18 protein-coding genes are annotated in these 21111 nt (G+C 63.9%); 10 read left to right on the forward strand and 8 right to left on the reverse strand.

Features of this window, described 5'->3' with window-relative positions; genetic code table 11:
• Window positions 1-68 precede the first annotated feature (68 nt).
• A complete protein-coding gene (locus tag A9K66_RS23685) occupies window positions 69-1136 on the forward strand; it encodes an aldo/keto reductase (RefSeq protein WP_067328473.1) in 1068 nt (355 codons plus the stop codon).
• Window positions 1137-1172: 36 nt separating this feature from the next.
• Window positions 1173-2441, forward strand: a complete 1269-nt coding sequence (locus A9K66_RS23690; RefSeq protein WP_067328476.1) for a cysteine desulfurase-like protein — start codon at window positions 1173-1175, stop codon at window positions 2439-2441.
• Between the two features lies 1 nt (window position 2442).
• Here the strand turns inward: A9K66_RS23690 and A9K66_RS23695 are convergent, their stop codons facing one another.
• From A9K66_RS23695 to A9K66_RS23715, 4 genes are all read right to left on the reverse strand, one after another.
• Window positions 2443-3471: a histone deacetylase family protein gene (locus tag A9K66_RS23695; RefSeq protein WP_067328355.1), complete on the reverse strand. Its 1029-nt coding sequence runs from the start codon at window positions 3469-3471 to the stop codon at window positions 2443-2445.
• Entirely contained in the window at window positions 3468-3965 is a 498-nt protein-coding gene (locus A9K66_RS23700) for a GNAT family N-acetyltransferase (protein WP_067328357.1), read from the reverse strand. The genes A9K66_RS23695 and A9K66_RS23700 overlap by 4 nt, the downstream gene beginning before the upstream one ends.
• Window positions 3966-4189: 224 nt before the next feature.
• Window positions 4190-5572, reverse strand: a complete 1383-nt coding sequence (locus A9K66_RS23710) for an aspartate aminotransferase family protein (protein ID WP_067328362.1) — start codon at window positions 5570-5572, stop codon at window positions 4190-4192.
• Window position 5573: 1 nt separating this feature from the next.
• Window positions 5574-7214 (reverse strand): N,N-dimethylformamidase beta subunit family domain-containing protein, encoded by a 1641-nt coding sequence (locus tag A9K66_RS23715; RefSeq protein WP_067328364.1) that lies wholly within the window; start codon window positions 7212-7214, stop codon window positions 5574-5576.
• A 144-nt stretch (window positions 7215-7358) separates the two neighbouring features.
• Between A9K66_RS23715 and A9K66_RS23720 the strand changes: the two genes are divergently transcribed.
• From A9K66_RS23720 to A9K66_RS23730, 3 genes are all read left to right on the forward strand, one after another.
• Window positions 7359-7607 carry a ParB N-terminal domain-containing protein gene (locus tag A9K66_RS23720; protein ID WP_066995224.1) on the forward strand — a complete coding sequence of 83 codons (249 nt, stop codon included), beginning with the start codon at window positions 7359-7361 and terminating at the stop codon, window positions 7605-7607.
• Window positions 7608-7736: 129 nt separating this feature from the next.
• Entirely contained in the window at window positions 7737-8132 is a 396-nt protein-coding gene (locus tag A9K66_RS23725) for a GFA family protein (protein ID WP_067328478.1), read from the forward strand.
• A 154-nt stretch (window positions 8133-8286) separates the two neighbouring features.
• A complete protein-coding gene (locus tag A9K66_RS23730) occupies window positions 8287-8499 on the forward strand; it encodes a hypothetical protein (RefSeq protein ID WP_067328366.1) in 213 nt (70 codons plus the stop codon).
• Window positions 8500-8539: 40 nt separating this feature from the next.
• Here A9K66_RS23730 and A9K66_RS23735 read toward each other — a convergent pair whose 3' ends face one another.
• Window positions 8540-9451 carry a hypothetical protein gene (locus A9K66_RS23735; protein WP_067328368.1) on the reverse strand — a complete coding sequence of 304 codons (912 nt, stop codon included), beginning with the start codon at window positions 9449-9451 and terminating at the stop codon, window positions 8540-8542.
• Window positions 9452-9638: 187 nt separating this feature from the next.
• On the opposite strand from A9K66_RS23735, the gene A9K66_RS23740 reads away from it, so the two are divergent.
• The 4 genes from A9K66_RS23740 to A9K66_RS23755 all read left to right on the forward strand — a co-directional run bounded on the left by A9K66_RS23740 (window position 9639) and on the right by A9K66_RS23755 (window position 13345).
• Entirely contained in the window at window positions 9639-10511 is an 873-nt protein-coding gene (locus A9K66_RS23740; RefSeq protein WP_066995237.1) for an undecaprenyl-diphosphate phosphatase, read from the forward strand.
• A 54-nt stretch (window positions 10512-10565) separates the two neighbouring features.
• Window positions 10566-11351, forward strand: a complete 786-nt coding sequence (locus A9K66_RS23745) for a phosphodiester glycosidase family protein (RefSeq protein WP_067328370.1) — start codon at window positions 10566-10568, stop codon at window positions 11349-11351.
• 212 nt (window positions 11352-11563) lie between these two features.
• Window positions 11564-12724: a GH25 family lysozyme gene (locus tag A9K66_RS23750; protein WP_067328372.1), complete on the forward strand. Its 1161-nt coding sequence runs from the start codon at window positions 11564-11566 to the stop codon at window positions 12722-12724.
• 138 nt (window positions 12725-12862) lie between these two features.
• Window positions 12863-13345, forward strand: coding sequence for a DUF2314 domain-containing protein (locus tag A9K66_RS23755; protein WP_067328374.1), 483 nt, complete (start codon window positions 12863-12865; stop codon window positions 13343-13345).
• A gap of 232 nt (window positions 13346-13577) precedes the next feature.
• Here the strand turns inward: A9K66_RS23755 and A9K66_RS23760 are convergent, their stop codons facing one another.
• Window positions 13578-13949, reverse strand: coding sequence for a VOC family protein (locus A9K66_RS23760; protein ID WP_067328377.1), 372 nt, complete (start codon window positions 13947-13949; stop codon window positions 13578-13580).
• A gap of 158 nt (window positions 13950-14107) precedes the next feature.
• Window positions 14108-17899, reverse strand: a complete 3792-nt coding sequence (locus A9K66_RS23765; protein WP_067328379.1) for a vitamin B12-dependent ribonucleotide reductase — start codon at window positions 17897-17899, stop codon at window positions 14108-14110.
• 715 nt (window positions 17900-18614) lie between these two features.
• Here A9K66_RS23765 and A9K66_RS23770 point away from each other — a divergent pair.
• Window positions 18615-19988: a glutamate--tRNA ligase gene (locus A9K66_RS23770; RefSeq protein ID WP_067328381.1), complete on the forward strand. Its 1374-nt coding sequence runs from the start codon at window positions 18615-18617 to the stop codon at window positions 19986-19988.
• Here A9K66_RS23770 and A9K66_RS23775 read toward each other — a convergent pair.
• Window positions 19906-21108, reverse strand: coding sequence for a DUF2865 domain-containing protein (locus A9K66_RS23775; protein WP_067328384.1), 1203 nt, complete (start codon window positions 21106-21108; stop codon window positions 19906-19908). The two genes, A9K66_RS23770 and A9K66_RS23775, sit on opposite strands and share 83 nt — an antisense overlap.
• Window positions 21109-21111 lie beyond the last annotated feature (3 nt).

Raw genomic sequence — 21111 nt, forward strand, 5'->3', positions numbered from 1 at the left:
CCGGCCTATGCCTTATGCTTGAATTCCTCCCCGCGCAGCCGCGCGCCACCTCCCGCCGGAGACATTTCATGCAAAAACGCCGCCTCGGTCGGACAGACCTCCTTGTTTCGCAAATCTGCCTCGGTTCGATGACCTGGGGCCAGCAGAACACAGAGGCCGAAGGCCATGCCCAGATGGATCTGGCCTTCTCGCGCGGCGTGAATTTCATCGACACCGCCGAGCTTTACCCGATCCCGCCCAAAGCCGAGACGCAAGGGTGGACCGAGAGGATCATCGGCAGTTGGATGAAGACCAGGGGCAACCGCGACAAGGTCATCATCGCCTCGAAAGTGGTCGGCCGCACGGCCAACGCCTGGTTTCGCGGCGGCCGGCCATCGAAGCTTGTGCGCGCCGACATTTTCGATGCGGTCGAGAAGTCGCTCGCCAAGCTCCGCACCGATTACATCGATCTCTACCAGATTCATTGGCCGGACCGGGACATTCCCTGGGGTTCGAACCCGACGCGGGTCGGGGCGGTAGCGCGGCGGGCCGATGCTGTCGGAGCGCCGGCGGACGAGACGCCGATCGCCGAGACGCTAGCTGTCTTCGAGGAACTGGTGAAGGCGGGAAAAATCCGCCATTTAGGCCTGTCGAACGAAAGCTCGTGGGGCGTCATGCGTTTCCTGGCCGAGTCCGACAAGGGCGTCGGCCCGCGCGTCGCCTCGCTGCAGAACGCCTACAATCTCGTCAACCGCACCTTCGAGGTGAACCTGGCCGAAGTCTGCCAACGCGAAGAGATCGCGTTTCTACCTTATTCTCCGCTGGCGCAGGGCTACCTCACCGGCAAATATGATCACGGCGCGCGGCCGCAAGGCTCTCGCACGCAGCTCTTCAATCGCGGCCAGCGCTACGAGACGCCGAATGCGGCGGAAGTGCTGCTCCAATACAGCGAGCTGGCGCGCTCTTTCGGCATGGAGCCGGCGCTCTTCGCCAACGCCTATGTGACGAGCCGGCCTTTTGTGACGGCGAATATCGTCGGCGCCACCAGCGTCGCGCAGCTCGACATGGCGCTGTCTTCGGTCGAGGTCCGCTGGACGGAGGAGATGCAGAAGGCGGTCGATGCCATCCACCAGCGCGTCGGCAACCCTTGCCCGTGACTGGAAATCATTGAGAAGGACGGAGCGATGGAGGCGATGGCAGATTTTCCGATCGAGCTCGTGCGCGGACGGTTTCCAGCACTTTCGCTGACCGACAAGGGCCGCCGTCGCATCTATCTCGACAATCCCGCCGGAACCCAGGTGCCGCAGGCGGTGGCGGATGCGGTCTCGCGCTGCCTGCTAACGACAAACGCCAACCTCGGCGGCTTCTTCGAAACGACGCTCGCGGCGCAGCAGGTGGTCGATGATGCGCATGCGGCGATGGCCGATTTTCTCGGTGCGGCGAGCGTCGAGGAAATCATCATCGGCGCCAATATGACGACGCTGACCTACCACATGTCGCGCACACTCGGCCGGACGATGAAGCCGGGCGACGAGATCATCCTCACCCGCATGGACCACGAGGGCAATGTCTCGCCCTGGCTGCAGCTTGCAGAGGATCTCGGCCTTGTCGTGCGTTTCCTGCCCTTCGACGACAAGAGCTGGCAGGTCGAGGAAGCGCGGCTGAAGGCGCTGCTTTCGGAAAGGACGCGGCTTGTGGCGCTGAACTATGCCTCGAACCTCACCGGCTCGATCAACCGCGTGAGCGAGCTGACGGCACTCGCCAAGCAGGCCGGGGCGCTGGTCTATGTCGACGCGGTGCAATTCGCGCCGCACGGGCTGATCGACGTTCAGGCGCTGGGCTGCGATTTCCTGGTCTGCTCGGCCTATAAATTCTTCGGGCCGCATATGGGTATATTGTGGGGCCGCCGCGACGTCATCGATGCGCTGAAACCCTACAAATGCCGCTGCTCGTCCAACCACCTGCCGGAAAGATTCGAGCTCGGCACGCCGCAGATCGAGCTGATGGCTGGGTTGACCGCAGCGGTCGACTACTTCGCCGATCTCGGCGCCGCAGCCGGCGAGGGCGGTTCGCGGCGGCAGCGGATAGCGAGAGCCTTCGAAGTGTCGATCGCTTACGAGAACGCGCTCGCCCGGCAGTTGATCGAGGGCTTGTCGGACATCGAGGGGCTGACTATCCGCGGCATTACCGACCCGGAACGCTTCGGCGATCGCGTGCCGACAATTTCCTTCACGGTAGAGGGCATCGCGCCGGAAACGATCGTGCGACAGATGAATGCCGAGAACATCTTCCTGTGGTCCGGCCACAACTATGCATGGGAGATCGTCCACCAACTCGGCATTCCGCCGGAGCAGGGCGTCGTGCGCATCGGCATCGCGCATTACAACACAGCCGCAGAGATCGACGAGACGCTGGAAAGCGTACATCGCGTCATTGCAATGCTGAGGCAGCAGCGCGCCTGAACTATCCTTTCTTCCCGCCAAAGCCGGTCAGGAAAGCGGTGAGGTTGTCGCCGAGCGCATCGCAGAGGTAGCCGCCCTCCTGGATGATGACCGTCGGCAGGCCAAGGCCGGCGATCGCCTCGCCGATGCGCGCGAAGCCGGGCGTCGTCACCGAAAGGCCTCCGAACGGATCGCCTTCGAATGCGTCGAGGCCGAGCGCGACAACCAGCGCTTCCGGCGCGAAGGCACGGATGCGCCGGAAGGCTGTTTTCAGCCCTTCCAGAAAGGCCGCGTCGCCGGATTTGCGCGGCAGCGGCAGGTTGAGGTTGTAGCCGAGGCCCGCCCCTTCGCCGCGCTCGTCGGCATGGCCCCAGAAGAAGGGGTAGAAGCGCACCGGATCGGCATGCAGCGAGACGGTCAAAACATCCGGTCGGGCGTAAAAGATTCCCTGGGTGCCGTTGCCGTGATGCAGGTCGACATCGAGTATGGCGACACGTCGCGCGTCCTTTCTCAGCACCTGCGCGGCGACCGCCGAATTGTTGATGAAGCAGAAGCCGCCCGCCACGTCGGCAAAGGCGTGATGGCCAGGCGGGCGGCAGAGCGCGTAAGCCGCCGTCGCGCCGGCCATCACGGCTTCGGCGGCTTCCACCGCGCTCCAGGCGCTCCAGAGCGCACTGTTCCAGGTCTCTGCCGAGATCGGGCAGGCTGTGTCGGCCATATGATAGCCGGCCTGGCCGACCGCCGAGGCCGGATAGGAGCCGCCGCGGCCGATTGGATGGATGTTCGGGATGACCTCCGCCGAGGCGCCATCGATGCGTTGCCAGCGCGCGAAGATGTGCTCGAGAAAGTCGAGATATTCGGGCGTATGCACGGCGGCGATCGGCCCAAGGCCATGGTCGTTGGGCCGTTCGATCGTCACACCGGCCGATCTTGCGCCGGCTAGCAATCTCTCGACCCGTTCCGGCTTTTCCGGATTGGGTTGCGGCGCGCCGCTGGAAAGGAAGGCCTTCGGGTCATGGCGCTTCTGTTCCTCGGCATAGAAGGCTTTCATCGTTCGTCCTCCGGCGCGTCGGCAAAGGCAAAAAAGGACTCGCCGACAATCTTGTGCACCTGCTCGTAGCTCGACCAGCCGATGCCGAGCTTTTCATAGAAGGTCTTCGCGGTTTCGTTATCGGTGTCGACGGAGAGCCTGAGATAGACGCCGCCTGCAGCGCGACACTCCTTGGCCACGCGCCGCAACAGCTTCTCACCGATGCGGCAGCCGCGAAAGCGGTCCTCGACATAGAGGTCCTGCACAAAGACCCCGGGCCGGCCCATCCAGGTCGAAAAGATCGGAAAGTGCAGGCAGAGCCCGGCAAACTCGCCGTCGACCTCGGCGATCAAGGTCGAAAAGGCGGGCTTTGCGCCGAAGCCGTAGCGGCGGAGGTCATCCGGTGTCGAGGTGATCTCTTGATGCGCGCCGATGTGGGTACCGAGGCGCAGCAAGGCGGCATGGATGGTTTCGGCATCCTCGATTTGGGCGGGGCGGAGGATAATTGTGCTCACGACAAGTATGGCGCCCGGGCACCCCCCCCTGTCCCGCCGGACATCTCCCCCGCAAGGGGGGAGATCAGCAGGTGCACCGACGGCGCGGTTCCTGCAACGTCGGCGATTGGCGAAAGCGACAGCGACATCGGATCTCCCCCCTCGTGGGGGAGATGGCTGGCCGGCCAGAGGGGGGAGCGAAGGATCGCGAACATCTCAGGACGTCTCACAGCGCCATTTCACCCTCAGCCTGCAACCGGCAGATCGAGTTCCTCCGCCAGCGCCTCGAGCGAGTCGCCGATGATGGCGATCATCTCGCCGATCTGCTCGCGCGTGATGATCATCGGCGGCGCCACCATGAAATTGTCGCCGTCGACGCCGCCCTTGACCTTGCGGCCATAGATGATCAGGCCGCGCGCATAGGCGTGGTCGAGCAGGCGTTGCGTTGCCTTTTTCGCCGGCGCGATCGGCGTCAGCGTCTCCGGATCGGCGACCATCTCGGCACCGAGCAGCAAGCCCTTGCCGCGCACGTCGGCGATGAAAGGGAAACGCTTCTGCAACGCCTTCAATTCTGCGATCAGCACATCCCCCATGGTGGCGGCGTTGGCGATGAGATCGAGCCGGTCCATTTCGCTCAGCACCGCAAGGCCGGCCGCACAGGCAAGCGGATTGCCAGCATAGGTGTGGCCGTGCTGGAAGCCGCCGGAGGCGAGCAGCGGCTCGACCAGTCGCATGGGAGCCGCCAGCGCGCCGAGCGGCGCATAGCCGGAGCCCAGCCCTTTTGACAGCGCGACGATGTCCGGCTTGCAGTTCCAATGGTCGCCGCCCAAAAATTTACCGGTGCGGCCGGCACCGCTCATCACCTCGTCATGGATGAGCAGGATGCCGTAGCGGTCGCATATCTCGCGGATGCGCGCATAGTAGCTGTCGGGCGCGACAAGGGCTGCCGTTGCCGCGCCGCCGACGGGTTCCATGATGAAGGCGAGCACGCTTCCCGGGCCCTCGGCCTGTATCTTGTCTTCGAGCATGTCGGCATAACGGATGCCGCGCTGCTCCATCGAGAGGTTGTCGCGATCGCGCCAGGCGGCCGGCGCCGGCACCGTCGGCATCACCCGCATCAACGGCGTAAAAGTCTCGGCAAGCGCGTCGTCGCCGGTGATGGCGAGCGAACCCAGCGTGCCACCGTGATAGGACGGGAAGCGGGTGATCACCTTCCAGCGCTTCGGCTGCCCGGTGGCGACCGCCCATTGCCGGGCGAGTTTGATGCAGGATTCGGTCGCTTCCGAGCCGCCCGAGACGAAGAAGATGCGGTCCATGCCTTCGGGCAGCTTGTGAGCCAGTGCCCGCGCCAGTTCTTCCGCCGGTTCGTTCTCGAAATGAAGCCGATAGGCGAAGGTGGTCTTGTCCATCTGCCGCTTCATGGCGTCGAGGACGTTGCGGTTGGAATGGCCGATATTGGCGACCATCGGTCCGCTCGAACCATCGATGAAGCGGCGGCCGTCCTTGGTCCAGAAATAGATGCCCTCGGCGCGGTCGACGAGTGGCCGGCGCAGGCTGGAGAGATAGAACAAATGCGACAGCGGCCGCGCTTCGGCTCCAGGCGAGGGCTGCACTTCCGGTGTCGGCATGTCAGGACTTTCCGAGATAGCGGTCGAGAACATTCTTGGTGACGCGTTCGACCATCGCGTCCTGCCTTAGCAGACCGGCGACCCATTCGCAGCTTCCGACGTGGAAGATTTCGCCCTTGCCGCGCGGGAAATTGACGATCATGCCGTTGCCGCGCTTGACCTTGTCGAGGTTGGCGTCGCTGGCCTCGCCGAACAAAGTCTCGGCGGTGAAGCGGCCGTCCTCGTCGGTGAGGAACTGGTCTTCGATCGGAATGTCGGCGCTTTCCTCGACCTGGCTCGCCAGGCCGACGGCCAGCACCTGCAAGCCGTCCGGCGCTCCGCTCTCCGCAGTCGGGTAGGGCAGGCCGCCGCGTATCTCGAAATCGAGCCCGTCGACCTCATAGCCATAGACATGGCTGTCGGCGCCAAGCAGGTCGCCATAATAGATGCCGGTGCCGGCGAAGGCCCAGTGCTCGGGGCGGTAAACAGGGAAGCCGCGCACGCCGCGCGGCGCGCAGCCGCCCCAGCCGGCATAGACGCCACGCGTCGCGTTGAGGCCGAAGGTAGCGCTGCCCGGACGCCCGATCTCCGGCGCTTCCCAGGAATTGGTGGCGCGGGTGATGTCGCCGCCGCGATAGGCCGGGTCTTCGGCCCGCGCCCGGTATTTGTAGCAAACCTGGCGTCGGCCCTCGTCCTCCAGCCTGGTCTGCCACATGAAATTGCCGGCGAAGCGCGCCGCGTGGCCGCCGCGCTCGACATAAGCGTCCACCGCGTCGCGCATCTCCCAGGTCCAGTATTCGTCGTGGCCGACGAAGACGACGCAATCATAGCCGTCGAGGATTTCCGGCGAGAAGTGCAGCTCGTGCTGGCTGGCGAGGTCGACCTGATATCCGGCGCGTTCGGCAAAGCGGAAGAAATGGCTGTCGTAGCTTGCCCAGCCGGAAGACGCGTATTTCTTCGAATGTCCCGTGGCAAAGGCCCATTCCATATGCGGATAACGCGGCACGGTCTTCGGCGGCATCGCGACTTCCAGCGGCACGCGCGGTGCATCCTTGGGCAGCACGACGAAGCCGCGGCACCAAGGGCGTTGCGTGGAGACCATCGTGGCATATCGGTCGCGGTTCGGGCCGGTGATGCCCTGATAGTGGTTGGAGCCGCCCCAGGTGTTATAGGCGAGCCAGGTGCCGGTCGCGGCGATCTGCAGCAGGCGACCAGGCTTGCGGCCGGGCAGGGGCGCGACGATGAAGAGGTGGTGGCTCTCGATCGGCGTGCCGTCCGGCCCTTCAGCCGAAAGCCTGACACGGTAAGCTCCCGACGGCCAGTCATCGCCGATGCGGAATTCGAACGAGGCTTCCCAGCCGCAGCCGTCGACCGAACATTGCTCGGGCGTTTCCTGCCAGCGCGCCGACAGTCCCGACCCATCGAAGACCTTGGTTTCATCGCCGCCGTCGCGGACGATGACAATCCTGAATTGCGGGGCCGTCGAGCTGACGAAAAGCGTCACCGTCTCGCCCGGACGATAGGAAAAGCGGTCGCTGTAGCACCAGATCTCGCCGCTCGAGCCGTCCATGCCGGGCCACTCGTAATAATGCCCGCGCACCGCCTCCCGGCGCTGCTCGGGCGTCAGTCCGAAATCGGGAAAGTCGGCGGGCCGTTGCGTCATGGAAAAACCGAAACCAAGAGGTCGCCATTGAGACCGTAGGGCGGCCAAGCGTCAAATGGAAACGATCGGGCCAGCAGGCGCTTGGCCTTATCCGGCAAACGGCTTATTTGATCTTCAGGCGATGTTTGAACGCCGGGAGCCAAGATGCTGCGCGTGCAAAGGGTCAAGGTCGACGACATCTATGTGCCGATGGCGAGGCGCAAGACGCTGCATCCGGAGACGGTGCGCCATCTTGCCGAGGATATCCTCGAGAACGGCATGAAGATGCCGATCCAGGTGCGCCACGACGGCAAGCGTCATGTCCTGGTCGAAGGGCTGCACCGGCTGGAAGCCGCCAAATGGCTCGGCGAAACCGAGATCGATGCCTACCTCGTCCAGGCGCGGCGCCACTGACGCCATCCTATCTGTTGCCGTGTCAGCCCGGCATCACCGTGAGCGATCGCGTCCTATCAATGCTTTTTAATTGACGCTCCGATGTTCGCCGCTACCGTGCCGGCCTTCCTGTCAATCGGGTACTTGGAAATGGCGAAATACCAGGGCGGATGCCTGTGCGGCGCAGTGCGCTATCGCGCCGAGGCCGAACCAATCAACGAGCGCGTCTGCCATTGCCGGCTGTGCCAGAAGGCGATCGGCGCCGCCTTCAATGCGCGGCTCCTGTTTCGCATCGATGATGTCACGATCGAGGGGCCGGTGGCGACGGTCAATTCCTCGCCGGACCTCAAGCGTGGCTTCTGCCCGGCTTGCGGCACGACGATGTTTTCGCGACGTGACTCCAGGGGCATTCTCGGCGTCACATCCGGCTCGCTCGACGATCCGTCCGCGTTCAAGCCCGACATGCATTTCTGGACCGCTTCGAAGCAGCCTTGGGTGCGGCTGGATGACGGCCTGCCGCAATATGAGGGGGCACCGCCGGCATAGAGTTTTCCGTTCTCCCACAACAATGGGAGAAGGAAGAATGCCTGCACAAAAATTTCATCTTCGATTCACGAGATAGCCGGCAAAGCGTCATTGGCGGGCCATCATTGGCTGCCTATCTAAAGCGCCACGCGGGAAGGCATCGAGGAGGCGACGGATGAGCGAGAGCAGCAACCCCCTGGACGAGCTTTTGAACGACCCGATGATCCAACTCGTGATGGAGCGAGACCGCGTGCGCCCGGCCGAGCTTCGCCTGCTCTTGGAAAAGGCTCGCGACAGGGCTGCCGACGATTCCCGCTTCGACCAGCCGGTGCTGCCGCCGGCGCATATCGTGGCCAGAAGCTGCCTGAAGCAATGGCTGTACCGCTAAAGCGCGTCGCGCCGAACTGACGCGCTTTAGGTCTTTCCGATCAGCTCGAATGCGCCGGCAAATAGCTGTAATGACTGCGGAGATAGGCAATTTTGAAGCCGAGCCGGGCGTAGTTGCGGTAGGCCGGACCGTCGCGTTCGGGGCGCGGCGCCTCGATGTCGGCGACGAACAGTCTTGCGCCGGCGGCTATGCCGTCGCGGACCAGCCTTTCGCCAAGCATGGCGTCGAGGTCGAAGCTCGGCGCCATGATGCCAGGCACCGGGGCGTCGATCCCGCTCCAGGCGGCGCCATCCGAGATGAACATTGAACGCACGGCAGCCACGGCGCCATCGCGTTTCAGCATGTAGTGACGCCAACCCTCGCGGCCGACCAGGGCCATAAGCCAGGGCGAGGTGGGCAGCCTGTACTTCGCATCGATGAAGGAAGCCCATTCGGGAGCGGTCTTGGACGTAACCTCTTCGACCGACAGATCGTCTGCCGGGAACAGCGGCTCGGCAGGCAGCGGCGTTGCGTCGCGAAAAATTCGTTCCCAGCCACTCTGATGCTGGAGCCCGCGCGCTTCAAGCCAGCAGCGCAGCCGGGAAGGCTCGGTGTGCGGGCTTGTGCAGAACCACGGCCGCAAGATGCCGGCAGCGCGGTAATGCGCCAGTAGCGAATCGAGCTGAGCTTCCGTGGCCGGGCCGTCGACGCCGATGTTCTTCACGCAGTTGAAATGGATGAAAGGGATCGTCGCGCAGGTGGTCCAGACGAGGTCGCCGTCGCGGGCGAGCGACAAGCCGTGCCGCGCGGCGAATTCCGTGGGCGCGGCATCGTAGAGATCGAGCCAGGCATTGACCTCTGCGCGCTCGATGGCGCGGCTCAAATCACGCGAGACCTCCTCGATCCCGATTTCCGGATGGTGCGACACCGGCGGGACGACCGGCTGCAGTTCCGAGAGGGCGGCAGTCGACATGCTAGTCCTCCTCCGATCTGCCTTACAGTGTAAGATTAGCGTATGATAATATGGAGGCGCCTGTTGTCAAGCAGGATAAGCGGCACCTTACAAATCCGTGAATTGGCTTCGCCGTACCGTGAGGCTAAGCCTGTCCTTGAGGGGCTTTGCGCATAACAATTCATTTTTCGCCGGGGAAAGGACAGGGATGACGGACGTCTGCACGCAGGGATTGGACACCGGCTTCGTAAGCCTGGGCTACGCCAAGGTGGCGTTTCTCGGCATCGTGCAAGGCATCACCGAACTGCTGCCGATCTCTTCGACGGCGCATATGCGCGTCGTGCCCGCCGTGCTTGGCTGGCAGGACCCGGGCTCGGCCTTTTCTGCGGCTATGCAACTCGCGGCCCTTGCCGCGGTGATCAGCTATTTCTGGAGCGATGTCAGGGAAGTCGCGGTGGGGTCGCTGGCGGCGCTCACGCGCCGCGATTATGCCAACCGCTATTTCCGCCTGGCGATCGGCATCGTGCTTGCAACCGTTCCGATCGTCATCGCCGGCCTTGCGCTATCCAGCGTGCTCAATGCCTGCAACTCGCCGCTGCGCGGGCTTGCCGTGATCGGCTGGGCCTGCATCGCCATGGCCGTGCTGCTTGCGCTCTCGGAAATCTATGCCCGCCACAGGCTGACCCTGGACAAGGTCTCCGTGCTCGACGCCTTGCTCGTCGGCGTGGCCCAGGTCGGCGCGCTCATTCCCGGCGTGTCGCGCTCGGGATCGACGCTGACGGCGGCGCTGGGTCTTGGCTATGCCCGCCCGGAGGCGGCGCGGCTTTCCTTCCTGCTCGGCCTGCCGGCCATCGCGTTGGCAGGCCTGAAGGAGCTTTGGGAACTGCACAAGATTCACCTCGGCGCTTATGGCTGGTCGGTCCTGGCGGTCGGCCTCGTCGTCGCTTCGATTTCCGCCTTCTTCGCCATATGGGGACTGATGCGCGTGCTCGAGCGCTTTTCCGCCTGGCCCTTCGTCATCTATCGCGGCCTGCTCGGCGTCGTGCTGCTGATCGGCGTCGCCGTCGGCTGGCTGAGCTAGAGGCTTTCACCGAATCCGCTATACCGGCACCTGAACCTTGCTTCGGGTGCGCCTATGGACATTGCAACGCTGCTGCAATCGCTGCCGTTGCTGGCAGCGCTGGTGAAATCGGCGGTGCCGGCAGTAGTCGGTGCGGGCCTGGGGCTCAGCCAATGGGTCGCAGCGCTGCCGCCATGCCGCAATCACACCTTCGAGACCGCGACCTATCTCGTCTGCGAGACGGACCCGAAGCATTACTCGATCGAGCTGTTCTGGAAGGATCCCGACGGCAAGCTCTACCAGTCGCTGCACAATCTTCGAAGCGCCCAGCAGGCGGCCGGACGCACCATCCTCTTCGGCATCAATGCCGGCATGTACCATCCCAATCTCGCGCCGGTCGGTCTCTATGTCGAGCGCGGGCAGCAGATCGCGTCGGCGAAGACCGGGGCCGGCTCCGGCAATTTCTCGATGCAGCCCAACGGCATCTTTTATCTTAGCGACGGCAAGGCCGGCGTTCGCGCGACGAAGGATTATCTGAAGCGTTCCCCGAAGGTGGACTATGCCACCCAGTCCGGGCCGATGCTGGTCATCGACGGCAAGCTCCATCCGAAATTCCAGGCCGACAGCCCTTCGCGAAAAATCCGCGACGGCGTCGGCGTGCGTGGCGACGGCGTCGTCGTCTTCGCCATCTCGAACGACGTGGTGACTTTCCACGAATTCGCGCGCCTGTTCCGCGACGAACTCGGCTGTCCCAACGCGCTCTTCCTCGACGGCTCGATCTCCAGCCTCTATGCGCCGGCCATTGGCCGCAACGACGATTTCTGGAATCTCGGGCCGATGATCGGCGTGTTCAGGCGCTGAGCAATTCGAGGAAAACCGAGAAGCGGGTTTGCCGTTCGGAAATTGCGTGGAAACAAAGGCGGAGCTTTCATTGTCGGCTCGCCTGGCGAATCGCCCCGCTGAACCAAAGGTAAATTTTGATTCAAACTTTGTTGGTAATTTCTCATTAGGAATGGGGCTTCCGGCGGCGCTGTTCCGGCCCTCGGTCTGTTTTGTTTTGCGTACAGGTCAAGATGCGGATTTTTGGCGTCGTCAGTTTCGTGCTTGCAGGGCTCTGCCTTGCCGGCTGCTCGTCTACCTCGGGCGTCGATGCCTTGCAGATGCCGTCGAACGAGACGACCAGTTCGGTCATGCGGCCAAGCGCGCCAGTAACGAAGGCAGTGAAGACCGCCGACGCTGCGATGACGGTGGAGACCGTTTCCATGGCGGGCGCCGCGCGCATCAGGCCGCCGGCGTCGCTGCCTGGCGACCAGAATGCTCGTGTTGACGAGGACAACGCGCGTCCAGGGGGCGAGAACTCGCGTCTTGACGTCGAGAATTCGCGTCCCTTTGGCTTGGCCGAGGAAGAGACGGTGGCATTCCCGGCGCCGGACCTGCCGGATACGGTCGAGCCTCCGGTCGAGGCCGCAGCACTCGTCTCGCCGCCGAAGCGGCTGTCGCGCGCAGCGCCCGCGATGCTGGCTGGCCCTGTTACCCGCTATGCCTTTCGCGATGCCAAACCGATCAATTTCGGGCGCGCCTCGCCCAGGCACCTTGCCGTCCATGGCGTCGACGTGTCGCGCTGGCAGGGCAATATCAACTGGCAAAAGCTGCGCGCCCAGGGCGCCAACTTCGCCTACATCAAGGCGACCGACGGCGGCGACCATCTCGATCCGATGTTCATGAAAAACTGGCGCGGCGCCGATGCCGCCGGGCTGAAGCGCGGCGCCTATCATTTCTTCTACTGGTGCCGCACCGCCGGCGAGCAGGCCGACTGGTTCATCCGCAACGTGCCGCGAGTCCAGGGCGCGCTGCCGCCGGTCATCGATGTCGAGTGGAACGGCGAGTCCTCCTGCAAGCGCCGGCCTTCGCGCCAGAAGGTGCTGGAGAAGATGCAGGTGTTCATGGACAAGCTGGAGCGCCACTACGGCCAGCGGCCCATCATCTACACGTCGCCGGATTTTTATCGCGACAATCTGCGTGGTGCATTTCTCGACTATCCGTTCTGGCTGCGCGCGGTGGCCGCCCATCCGTCAAAGGTCTATCCGGGCCGCAACTGGCTGTTCTGGCAATATTCGGGCTCCGGCCTGTCGCATGGCGTGAGCGGCCGCATCGACCTCAATGTCTTCCACGGCGACGAGCGGCAGTGGCGCAGGTGGCTGGGCGGCGGCGAGGTGGTGGCCGACGCGAATTGAGGCCGTATGCTTCACCCGGCGCGGGGCGGCGATCGACGGCAATTTCAGGATTTCTCTAACCATCGACTCACCGTCTCCCTTAGCGGCGCGGCAACGGCCTTCCGGTAACGTGTTCGTGATCGCGTCTTGGAGGGGTCTATGCGCAAACTGATTGTCACTGCCGCTGTGGTGGCCGCCGTCGGCTACGGATTTTTCAATTCGCACCTGCGCAGCAATACGCCCAACGCCAATGTGGTCGCCTATTCAACCACCGACGAGGCGATGCAGGGCGCTAAGGCCAAGGGCCACTCGACGCTACCCCGCTTCCATGAGTTGATGGCCGCCCGCACGCCTGGCACCTATACGGTCAAGTTCCCGCTGACCCAGAACGGCGCCACCGAGCATATCTGGATGCAGCTTGTGGCTTTTAGCGACGGCCGCTTCGTCGGATTGCTGGCCGACAAGCCGGTCAACGGCAACCAATACAAGATGGGCGACCGCATGACGGTTGCCGAGGCCGATGTCGAGGACTGGATGATCCGCAACGGCGGCGACGTCTATGGCGGCTACACGGTGCGCCAAGCGCTGGCCGACATGCCGAAGGAACAGGCGGCGAAATACGGGATCACGTTCAAGGATTGACGGGCGGCGCTCCCTTCTCCCCACAAGAGCGGAGGAGAGGCCGTCCATCGGGCTTTCGTCGTCCTCGGGCTTGACCCGAGGACCCATGCCGTGACCATTGCCGTAGGGCGCAGCGTGCAGAATTCTGAAACGCCGCAGCGCCTTGATGTAACGGCATGGATTCTAGGGTCTGCGCTGCGTCGCTTCGCTCCTTGCTCCGCCCTAGAATGACGAAGCCGAAGGGCATCGCCCGTCACGCCTCGTTGATCATCGCCTCGATGTTGTAACCGTCGGGATCAAGCACGAAGCAGGCGTAGTAGTTCGCCGCGTAGTCCGGACGCGGCCCGGGCGCGCCATTGTCTGCGGCACCTGCCTCCAGCGCCGCCCTATAGAACGCATCGACCTCCGCCTTGCTCTTCACCCGGAACGCGACATGCAGATGGGTGAGCGGCGGCTTCTCGCCGGTGCTCTGGATCTCGAACAGGCAGCCATTGCCGACATCGAAGGCCCAGAACACGCCCTCCTTGCCGAAGGAGAGGCTGTAGCCCAAGGGCGCAAAAGCCTTTTCGTAGAAGAGCTTGCTCTGTTCGAGGTCGCACACTTCGATGGTGATGTGGTCGATCATGGAAGCTCTTGGACAATTAGGCCAGTGCGGCCGGCCACGGTGACGCGGCCGGCTTTGATCTATATTGGCGATGGCTGCCTTTGGTTGCAACCAGATCAGCCATCGGCCACCAGCTTGCGAATAACTTCGCCGACTGTCAGCCTTGGCGGCATCGGGCCTCAGCTGCACCCGCTCGTCGCACCGCACGTGTCGCACTTCTCGCAGGTGCCGTTCCGCACCATGGTGAAGTTGTGGCACTCCGAGCATTCGTTGCCGGTGTAGCCCTGGAGCAGCGACTGCTGGCGACGGGTGGCGGCTAGCTTCTTGGCCTCGGCGGCCTCGTTGGCGGCGGCGTCGGTGAAGAACGCCTCGGCGCCGCCGGCGGCCTCGGCTTCCTCTTCCACCATCTCCTCGGCCAGTTCCCTGGCGCGCTCCTCATAGTCGCGCTTGTAGGCAAGGGCCTCGTCGCTTGCAGGCTTCAACGCCAGCACGTTGGAGCCGGCGAAGGCGGTGGGCGCTGCGCGGGCAGGGGCCGTCGTCGGGGCTGAGCCGCCAAAACCCTTGGGGTCTGAACCGGCAGCCGACACCAGCTTCACCGGCGAGGCACCGCGATAGAGGCCCTTGGAGAACGGCGTCGCCTTGCCTTCGGTGATGCCGCGGCCGAGCGCCGTCTTGTCGAAGTCCGACTGATCGACATGCGCGAGGTCGTGGCGGCCGAGATAGGAGACGGCAAGCTCGCGGAACACGTAGTCGAGGATCGACGTCGCGTTCTTGATCGCGTCGTTGCCCTGCACCATGCCGGCCGGCTCGAACTTGGTGAAGGTGAAGGCCTCGACATATTCGTCGAGCGGCACGCCATATTGCAGGCCGAGCGAGATGGCGATGGCGAAGTTGTTCATCATGGCGCGGAAGGCAGCACCTTCCTTGTGCATGTCGATGAAGATCTCGCCGAGGCGGCCGTCGTCGAACTCGCCGGTCCTGAGATACACCTTGTGGCCGCCGACGACCGCCTTCTGCGTGTAGCCCTTGCGGCGGTTCGGCAGCTTCTCGCGGTCGCGGTAGAGACGCTCGATGACGCGCTCGACGATCTTTTCCGTCACCTGCACGGCGCGCTGCGCGGCGGGCGCCGCAATCAGCTGCTCGACCGCCTCGTCCTCGTCCTCCTCGCCGTCGGCGAGCAGCGAGGCATTGAGCGGCTGCGACAGCTTCGAGCCGTCGCGATAGAGCGCGTTGGCCTTCAGCGCCAGCTTCCAGGACAGCATGTAGGCGTTCTTGGCGTCCTCGACCGTCGCCTCGTTCGGCATGTTGATGGTCTTGGAGATGGCGCCCGAGATGAAGGGCTGCGCCGCGGCCATCATCAGGATGTGGCTCTGGATCGACAGCGAGCGCTTGCCGATCTTGCCGCAGGGGCTGGCGCAGTCGAACACCGGCAGGTGCTCGGCCTTGAGGAACGGCGCCCCTTCGAGCGTCATTGCACCGCAGACATGGATGTTGGCCGCGTCGATGTCCTTCTTGGAGAAGCCCAGCGCCGGCAGCATCTCGAAGGAAAAGTCGGAAAGCTGCTCGTCGGTGAAGCCGAGCGTCTCTTTCACCCAATCGGCGCCGAGCGTCCACTGGTTGAACACGAACTTGATGTCGAAGGCCGACTTCAGCGCCGCATTCAGCGCCGCGATCTTATCATCGGTGAAGCCCTTGGCCTTCAGCGAAGACGGGTTGATGCCGGGCGCCTGGTTGAGGTTGCCATGGCCGACGGCATAGGCCTCGATCTCGGCAATCTGGCTTTCGGAATAGCCGAGCGTGCGCAGCGCTTCCGGCACCGCGCGGTTGATGATCTTGAAGTAGCCGCCGCCGGCGAGCTTCTTGAACTTCACCAGCGCGAAGTCGGGCTCGATGCCGGTGGTGTCGCAGTCCATGACCAGGCCGATCGTGCCGGTCGGCGCGATCACGGTCGCCTGCGCGTTGCGATAGCCATGCTCCTCGCCGAGCTCGATGGCGCGATCCCAGGCGGCGCGGGCATGCTCGGCCAGCGCCTGCTGCTTCAGGTCGGAGGCGACCAGCGGCACCGGATTGACGGCGAGCTTCTCGTAGCCGTCCTTGTCGCCATAGGCGGCGCGGCGGTGGTTGCGCATGACGCGCAGCATGTTCTGGGCGTTGCGGTCATAGTCCGGGAAGGCGCCGAGCTCGGAAGCCATTTCGGCCGAGGTCGCATAGGCGATGCCGGTCATGATGGCCGTGAGCGCGGCGCAGATCGCGCGGCCCTCGTCGGAGTCGTAGGGAATGCCGGACGTCATCAACAGGCCGCCGATGTTGGCGTAGCCGAGGCCGAGCGTGCGGTAGTCGTAGGAGAGCTTGGCGATCTCCTTCGACGGGAACTGCGCCATCATCACCGAGATCTCGAGCACGACGGTCCACAGCCGAACGGTGTGCTCGTAAGCGGCGATGTCGATCGTGCCGTCTTCCTTGCGGTAGGGCAGGAGGTTGATCGAGGCGAGGTTGCAGGCCGTGTCGTCGAGGAACATGTATTCCGAGCACGGGTTGGAGGCCCGGATCGCACCGGCGGAGGCGCAGGTGTGCCAGTCGTTCATGGTCGTGTTGAAATGCAGGCCGGGATCGGCGGACGCCCACGCGGCATAACCGATCTTTTCCCAGAGATCCCGCGCCTTAAGCGTCTTCAGCACCTTGCCGTCCTTGCGGGCGGTGAGCTGCCAGTCGCCGTCGGCCTCGACGGCGCGCAGGAAATTGTCCCTCAGCGACACCGAGTTGTTGGAGTTCTGGCCGGAAACGGTGAGATAGGCGTCAGAGTCCCAGTCGGTGTCGTAGGTCTTGAACGACATCGAGGTGTAGCCCTGGCGGGCGAACTGGATGACGCGATAGATGTAGTTCTCCGGCACGGCGTCCTTCTTGGCCGCCTTGATCTCGCGCTTCAGCGCGGTGTTGAGGGCCGGGTCGAAGCAGTCGTCGCCATTGCCTTCGCAATTGACGCAGGCCTTCATGATCGCTTCGAGGTGCTTCTTGACGATCTTCGAGCCGGTCACCAGCGAGGCGACCTTCTGCTCCTCATTGACCTTCCAGTCGATGAAGTCCTCGATGTCGGGATGGTCGGCGTCGACGATGACCATCTTGGCGGCGCGGCGCGTCGTGCCGCCCGACTTGATGGCGCCCGCCGCGCGATCGCCGATCTTGAGGAAGCTCATCAGGCCGGACGAGCGGCCGCCGCCGGACAGCTTCTCGCCTTCGCCGCGCAGCATCGAGAAGTTCGAGCCGGTGCCGGAGCCGTATTTGAACAGGCGCGCCTCACGCACCCACAGGTCCATGATGCCGCCCTCGTTGACGAGGTCGTCCTGAACGCTCTGGATGAAGCAGGCATGCGGCTGCGGATGCTCGTAAGCCGACTTCGACTTGGTCAGCCTGCCGGTGAAGGGGTCGACATAGAAGTGACCCTGGCTCGGCCCGTCGATGCCATAGGCCCAGTGCAGGCCGGTGTTGAACCATTGCGGCGAGTTCGGCGCCACGCGCTGAGTGGCCAGCATATAGGCAAGCTCGTCGCGGAAAGCGCGGGCATCTTCTTCGGACTTGAAGTAGCCGCCCTTCCAGCCCCAATAGGTCCAGGTGCCGGACAGCCGGTCGAAGACCTGGCGAGCATCGGTTTCCGAACCATAGCGCTCGGCCTCGGGGAGCTTGGCGAGTTCGGCCTCGTCGGCAACCGAACGCCACAGGAAGGAGGGGACGTCGTTCTCCTCGACCTTCTTCAGGCGCGCCGGGACGCCGGCCTTGCGGAAATATTTTTGGGCCAGGATGTCGGCCGCGACCTGGCTGAACTGCGCCGGCACATCGATGTTGTCGAGGCGGAACACCACCGAGCCGTCGGGATTCTTGATCTCCGACAGAGCCTTGCGGAATTCGATCTCCGCGTAAGCTACCCCTTCTTGACCTGCTTGGTCTGGCTTGGTGAAGCGACGCTCGATGCGCATTGGTCCGGTCCCTTTTGTCTACATATAGCGCTTTTCCCCAGGGATTGCTGCCCCGCCAGGCGAAAAGCACGGTCCGCCGTTTGCCGGCATCGCAGGCGACGCCGGCATTCTCCTCGTCGCGGGCAACACCGTGCAGACAAGCAAACGCCCTTCCAGGCGCTCACCCAGGCTGCAGGCCGACCCACGGGTCCCTCAAAACTGAAACTTTTGTCGATTCCCTCGGAAGAGGGAGGTTCACACTATCTAGGGTCGAGCCTGCCTGCAAACACTAAATATAGTGTTAACAGATCATTTTTTCCAGCCCGACAATTCTCCCTTTCGCCCACCCAAGCCCCATCATTCCCAACGCTTCCGCCGGCCTCGTGAACGGGCGGAAATGTGGGCAAAACGCACAAAATCCGGGAAAAAAGACCGGCCTCTGAACTCTCCGGTCACGCCCGCAACAGGAGCGCATGGCCTATAAAAAGCGACTCGTTCTGACCCGTCAAGGATTCGTTTTTGTAGCTTTTGTGACCCCAATATGTTGTGTCTCACATATGTGGATAACGGGGACAGAAAGGCGCATCGAAAAGCCTTTATTTGACGGTGACGGTTCGTCGGGTTGCCCGGGACCGGGCCCGACGGGCGGCTTTTCATTTTAGCTGGCTTGGACTATCTGTTGCCCTGCGCGGGGGCGTGTCTTGTCAAGCCTGGAAGCATTCGCTACGCCCCGCTCATGACAGTTACCGTTCGTTTCGCTCCGTCGCCGACCGGCCGCATCCACATCGGCAATGCCCGCACCGCGCTGTTCAACTGGCTTTTCGCCATGAACAACAGGGGCCGCTACATCCAGCGCTTCGACGATACAGACGTTGCCCGTTCGACGCAGGAATTCGCCGATGCAATTCTCTATGACCTGCATTGGCTCGGCATTTTTCCCGACGTTACCGAATACCAGTCGCGTCGCTTTGAAGTCTATGACGCCGCGGTTGAGCGGCTGAAGGCGGCGCGCGTGCTTTATGCCTGCTACGAAACGCCGGAGGAGCTCGACCTGCGCCGCAAGGTGCGCCGCACGCGCGGCCTGCCGCCGGTCTATGGCCGCGAGGCATTGACGCTGACGCCGGAGCAGGTGGCCGAATACGAATCCGACGGGCGCCGGCCGCACTGGCGCTTTCTTTTGCCGAACTTCACCGGCGACCCGCTGCAGCCGGAACGGACCGAGGTGCACTGGAACGACCTTGTGCGCGGCGAGGAGACCGTCGATCTCGCCTCACTGTCGGACCCGGTCCTGGTGCGTGAGGACGGCACTTATCTCTACACACTGCCTTCGGTGGTCGACGACATCGAGATGGGCGTCACCCATGTCATACGCGGCGACGACCACGTCACCAACACCGGCGTGCAGATCGCCTTGTTCCAGGCGCTGGGCGCTGAGCCGCCGGTGTTCGGGCACCACAATCTCTTGACCACCGTGTCGGGTGAGGGGCTGTCGAAGCGCACGGGCGCGCTGTCGATAGAAAGCCTGCGCGAGGAGGGCATCGAGCCGATGGCTGTCGCCTCGCTTGCCGTGCTCGTCGGCACATCGGAGAATGTCGCTGCAGCGCACGATCTCAACGAGCTCGCCAGCCATTTCGACCCGGCCGCGACATCCAAGTCTGCCACCAAGTTCGATCCCGACGAGCTTTTTGTGCTCAATCGCACGCTGATGCACCAAATGCCGTTCGAGGAGGCGCGCGACCGGCTGATTGTGCTTGGCATTTCCGGCGACAGGGCCGAGCCCTTCTGGCTCGCCGTGCGCGGCAATATCGACCGTTTGTCCGACGCGGTCGCCTGGTGGCGCATCCTGAGCGACGGGCCGCAGGAGCCGGCGGAATTTTCCGGCGAGGACCGTGATTTCCTCCACCAGGCGTTCGACCTGTTGCCGGAAGAGCCTTGGAACGGCACGGTCTGGAAGGATTGGACCGGCAAGATCAAGGAAGCGACGGGCCGCAAGGGCAAGCCGCTGTTCATGCCGCTGCGGCTTGCCCTTACCGGGCGGTCTTCGGGGCCGGAGCTTGCAGATCTATTGCCGCTGATGGGTCGGGAAGGAACGCTGGCCCGACGACCCTGACCTTGCGCTGTTCCGGCGGCAGGGCCGAAACCGGTGACGCCGGCACCTTGGCGGTCAGCTGCTTGATAGCCGCGCGGTCGAGCCCGCCTGCAGCGTTGGCGAGCGTTTCGGGATCGGCGCCAGCATCGAGCTTGGCCGCCGGCACGAGGGTCGTCGCCCCGCTGTCTGGCTGCGGCTGCTCCGGATTGGGCGGATTGCCGCCTATGATCGAGAAGTTTTCGGCCTGGGCGTTGCAGCCGCATTGCGGCGGCCGCGAGTAGTTTGCCTGCTTGTAGAGATAGGCCGTCGGCAGCTCGCTGTAGGGACGGCCGGTCGCGGAGGACGTCATGTTGCCGGCGTCATCGTCCATGCCGCGCGTGTAGAAGACCTGCATCTCGGTGCCGGGGCAGCTCGATTCGCAATTCTTCTGATCGCGCTCGAAATCGCCAAGAGAGGCGGCGTTCGACATCGGGAAGAAATAGCCGTCGCAGGTGCGCACGCAGACGGTGCGGAACTCGCCGTTCATTCTCGGCAGGTCCATGCCGTCGGGTTGGTTGATCACCCGGCGGATGTTGCGCGCGCCGGGATCGTCTGGCGGAAGCGCTTCAGGCGTGTCGAGCGTATCGATCTCCTCGTCGCCACGGCCGAAGAGCTGCTCGAACAGATTGCCGCCACCATTGTTGCGGGCGGCGTCCTGGATCGGGGCGCGAGGCGGCTCGACTTCATCATCGCGGCAGCCATTGGCGTCGAGCGCCGCAAGAATGCGGCTGCGGTCGCGCCGCGTGCCGCCGCCGGCCAGCCGCTGGCGCTTGGCCTGCAAGATGTCGAGATTGGCGTTCATACGCTCTATCGAGGCATTGATCGCCGCGCATTGGCCGGCATTGCGCGAAAACAGCGCGAAGCCGCAATTGGCATCACCGGCGCGGCCGCGCGCCTTGGCCAGCTGCTCGCGCTGGCGGGCGATCGCGTCGTCATATTTGCGGATCAGTCCCGGACCGCCGCCACCGCCGCGCGTGGCTGCAAGCTCCGCTTCGAGCTGGCGGCAGGTGCGAGAAGCGGCCTGCGGCTCCGTCACAGCGACAGCCGACGCCGCCAACACTGCAAGCAGCGCAGCAAGGTGCGTCAGCTTCAACCCCTTCATCCG

It is taken from the genome of Mesorhizobium sp. AA23, assembly GCF_001672435.1.
Taxonomy (GTDB): Bacteria; Pseudomonadota; Alphaproteobacteria; order Rhizobiales; family Rhizobiaceae; genus Mesorhizobium.

Coding starts and splice junctions, on each gene's coding strand:
- A9K66_RS23685 (WP_067328473.1), top strand. CDS start 69: ATGCAAAAACGCCGCCTCGGTCGGACAGACCTCCTTGTTTCGCAAATC.
- A9K66_RS23690 (WP_067328476.1), top strand. CDS start 1,173: ATGGCAGATTTTCCGATCGAGCTCGTGCGCGGACGGTTTCCAGCACTT.
- A9K66_RS23695 (WP_067328355.1), bottom strand. CDS start 3,471: ATGAAAGCCTTCTATGCCGAGGAACAGAAGCGCCATGACCCGAAGGCC.
- A9K66_RS23710 (WP_067328362.1), bottom strand. CDS start 5,572: ATGCCGACACCGGAAGTGCAGCCCTCGCCTGGAGCCGAAGCGCGGCCG.
- A9K66_RS23715 (WP_067328364.1), bottom strand. CDS start 7,214: ATGACGCAACGGCCCGCCGACTTTCCCGATTTCGGACTGACGCCCGAG.
- A9K66_RS23720 (WP_066995224.1), top strand. CDS start 7,359: ATGCTGCGCGTGCAAAGGGTCAAGGTCGACGACATCTATGTGCCGATG.
- A9K66_RS23725 (WP_067328478.1), top strand. CDS start 7,737: ATGGCGAAATACCAGGGCGGATGCCTGTGCGGCGCAGTGCGCTATCGC.
- A9K66_RS23730 (WP_067328366.1), top strand. CDS start 8,287: ATGAGCGAGAGCAGCAACCCCCTGGACGAGCTTTTGAACGACCCGATG.
- A9K66_RS23735 (WP_067328368.1), bottom strand. CDS start 9,451: ATGTCGACTGCCGCCCTCTCGGAACTGCAGCCGGTCGTCCCGCCGGTG.
- A9K66_RS23740 (WP_066995237.1), top strand. CDS start 9,639: ATGACGGACGTCTGCACGCAGGGATTGGACACCGGCTTCGTAAGCCTG.
- A9K66_RS23745 (WP_067328370.1), top strand. CDS start 10,566: ATGGACATTGCAACGCTGCTGCAATCGCTGCCGTTGCTGGCAGCGCTG.
- A9K66_RS23750 (WP_067328372.1), top strand. CDS start 11,564: ATGCGGATTTTTGGCGTCGTCAGTTTCGTGCTTGCAGGGCTCTGCCTT.
- A9K66_RS23755 (WP_067328374.1), top strand. CDS start 12,863: ATGCGCAAACTGATTGTCACTGCCGCTGTGGTGGCCGCCGTCGGCTAC.
- A9K66_RS23760 (WP_067328377.1), bottom strand. CDS start 13,949: ATGATCGACCACATCACCATCGAAGTGTGCGACCTCGAACAGAGCAAG.
- A9K66_RS23765 (WP_067328379.1), bottom strand. CDS start 17,899: ATGCGCATCGAGCGTCGCTTCACCAAGCCAGACCAAGCAGGTCAAGAA.
- A9K66_RS23770 (WP_067328381.1), top strand. CDS start 18,615: ATGACAGTTACCGTTCGTTTCGCTCCGTCGCCGACCGGCCGCATCCAC.
- A9K66_RS23775 (WP_067328384.1), bottom strand. CDS start 21,108: ATGAAGGGGTTGAAGCTGACGCACCTTGCTGCGCTGCTTGCAGTGTTG.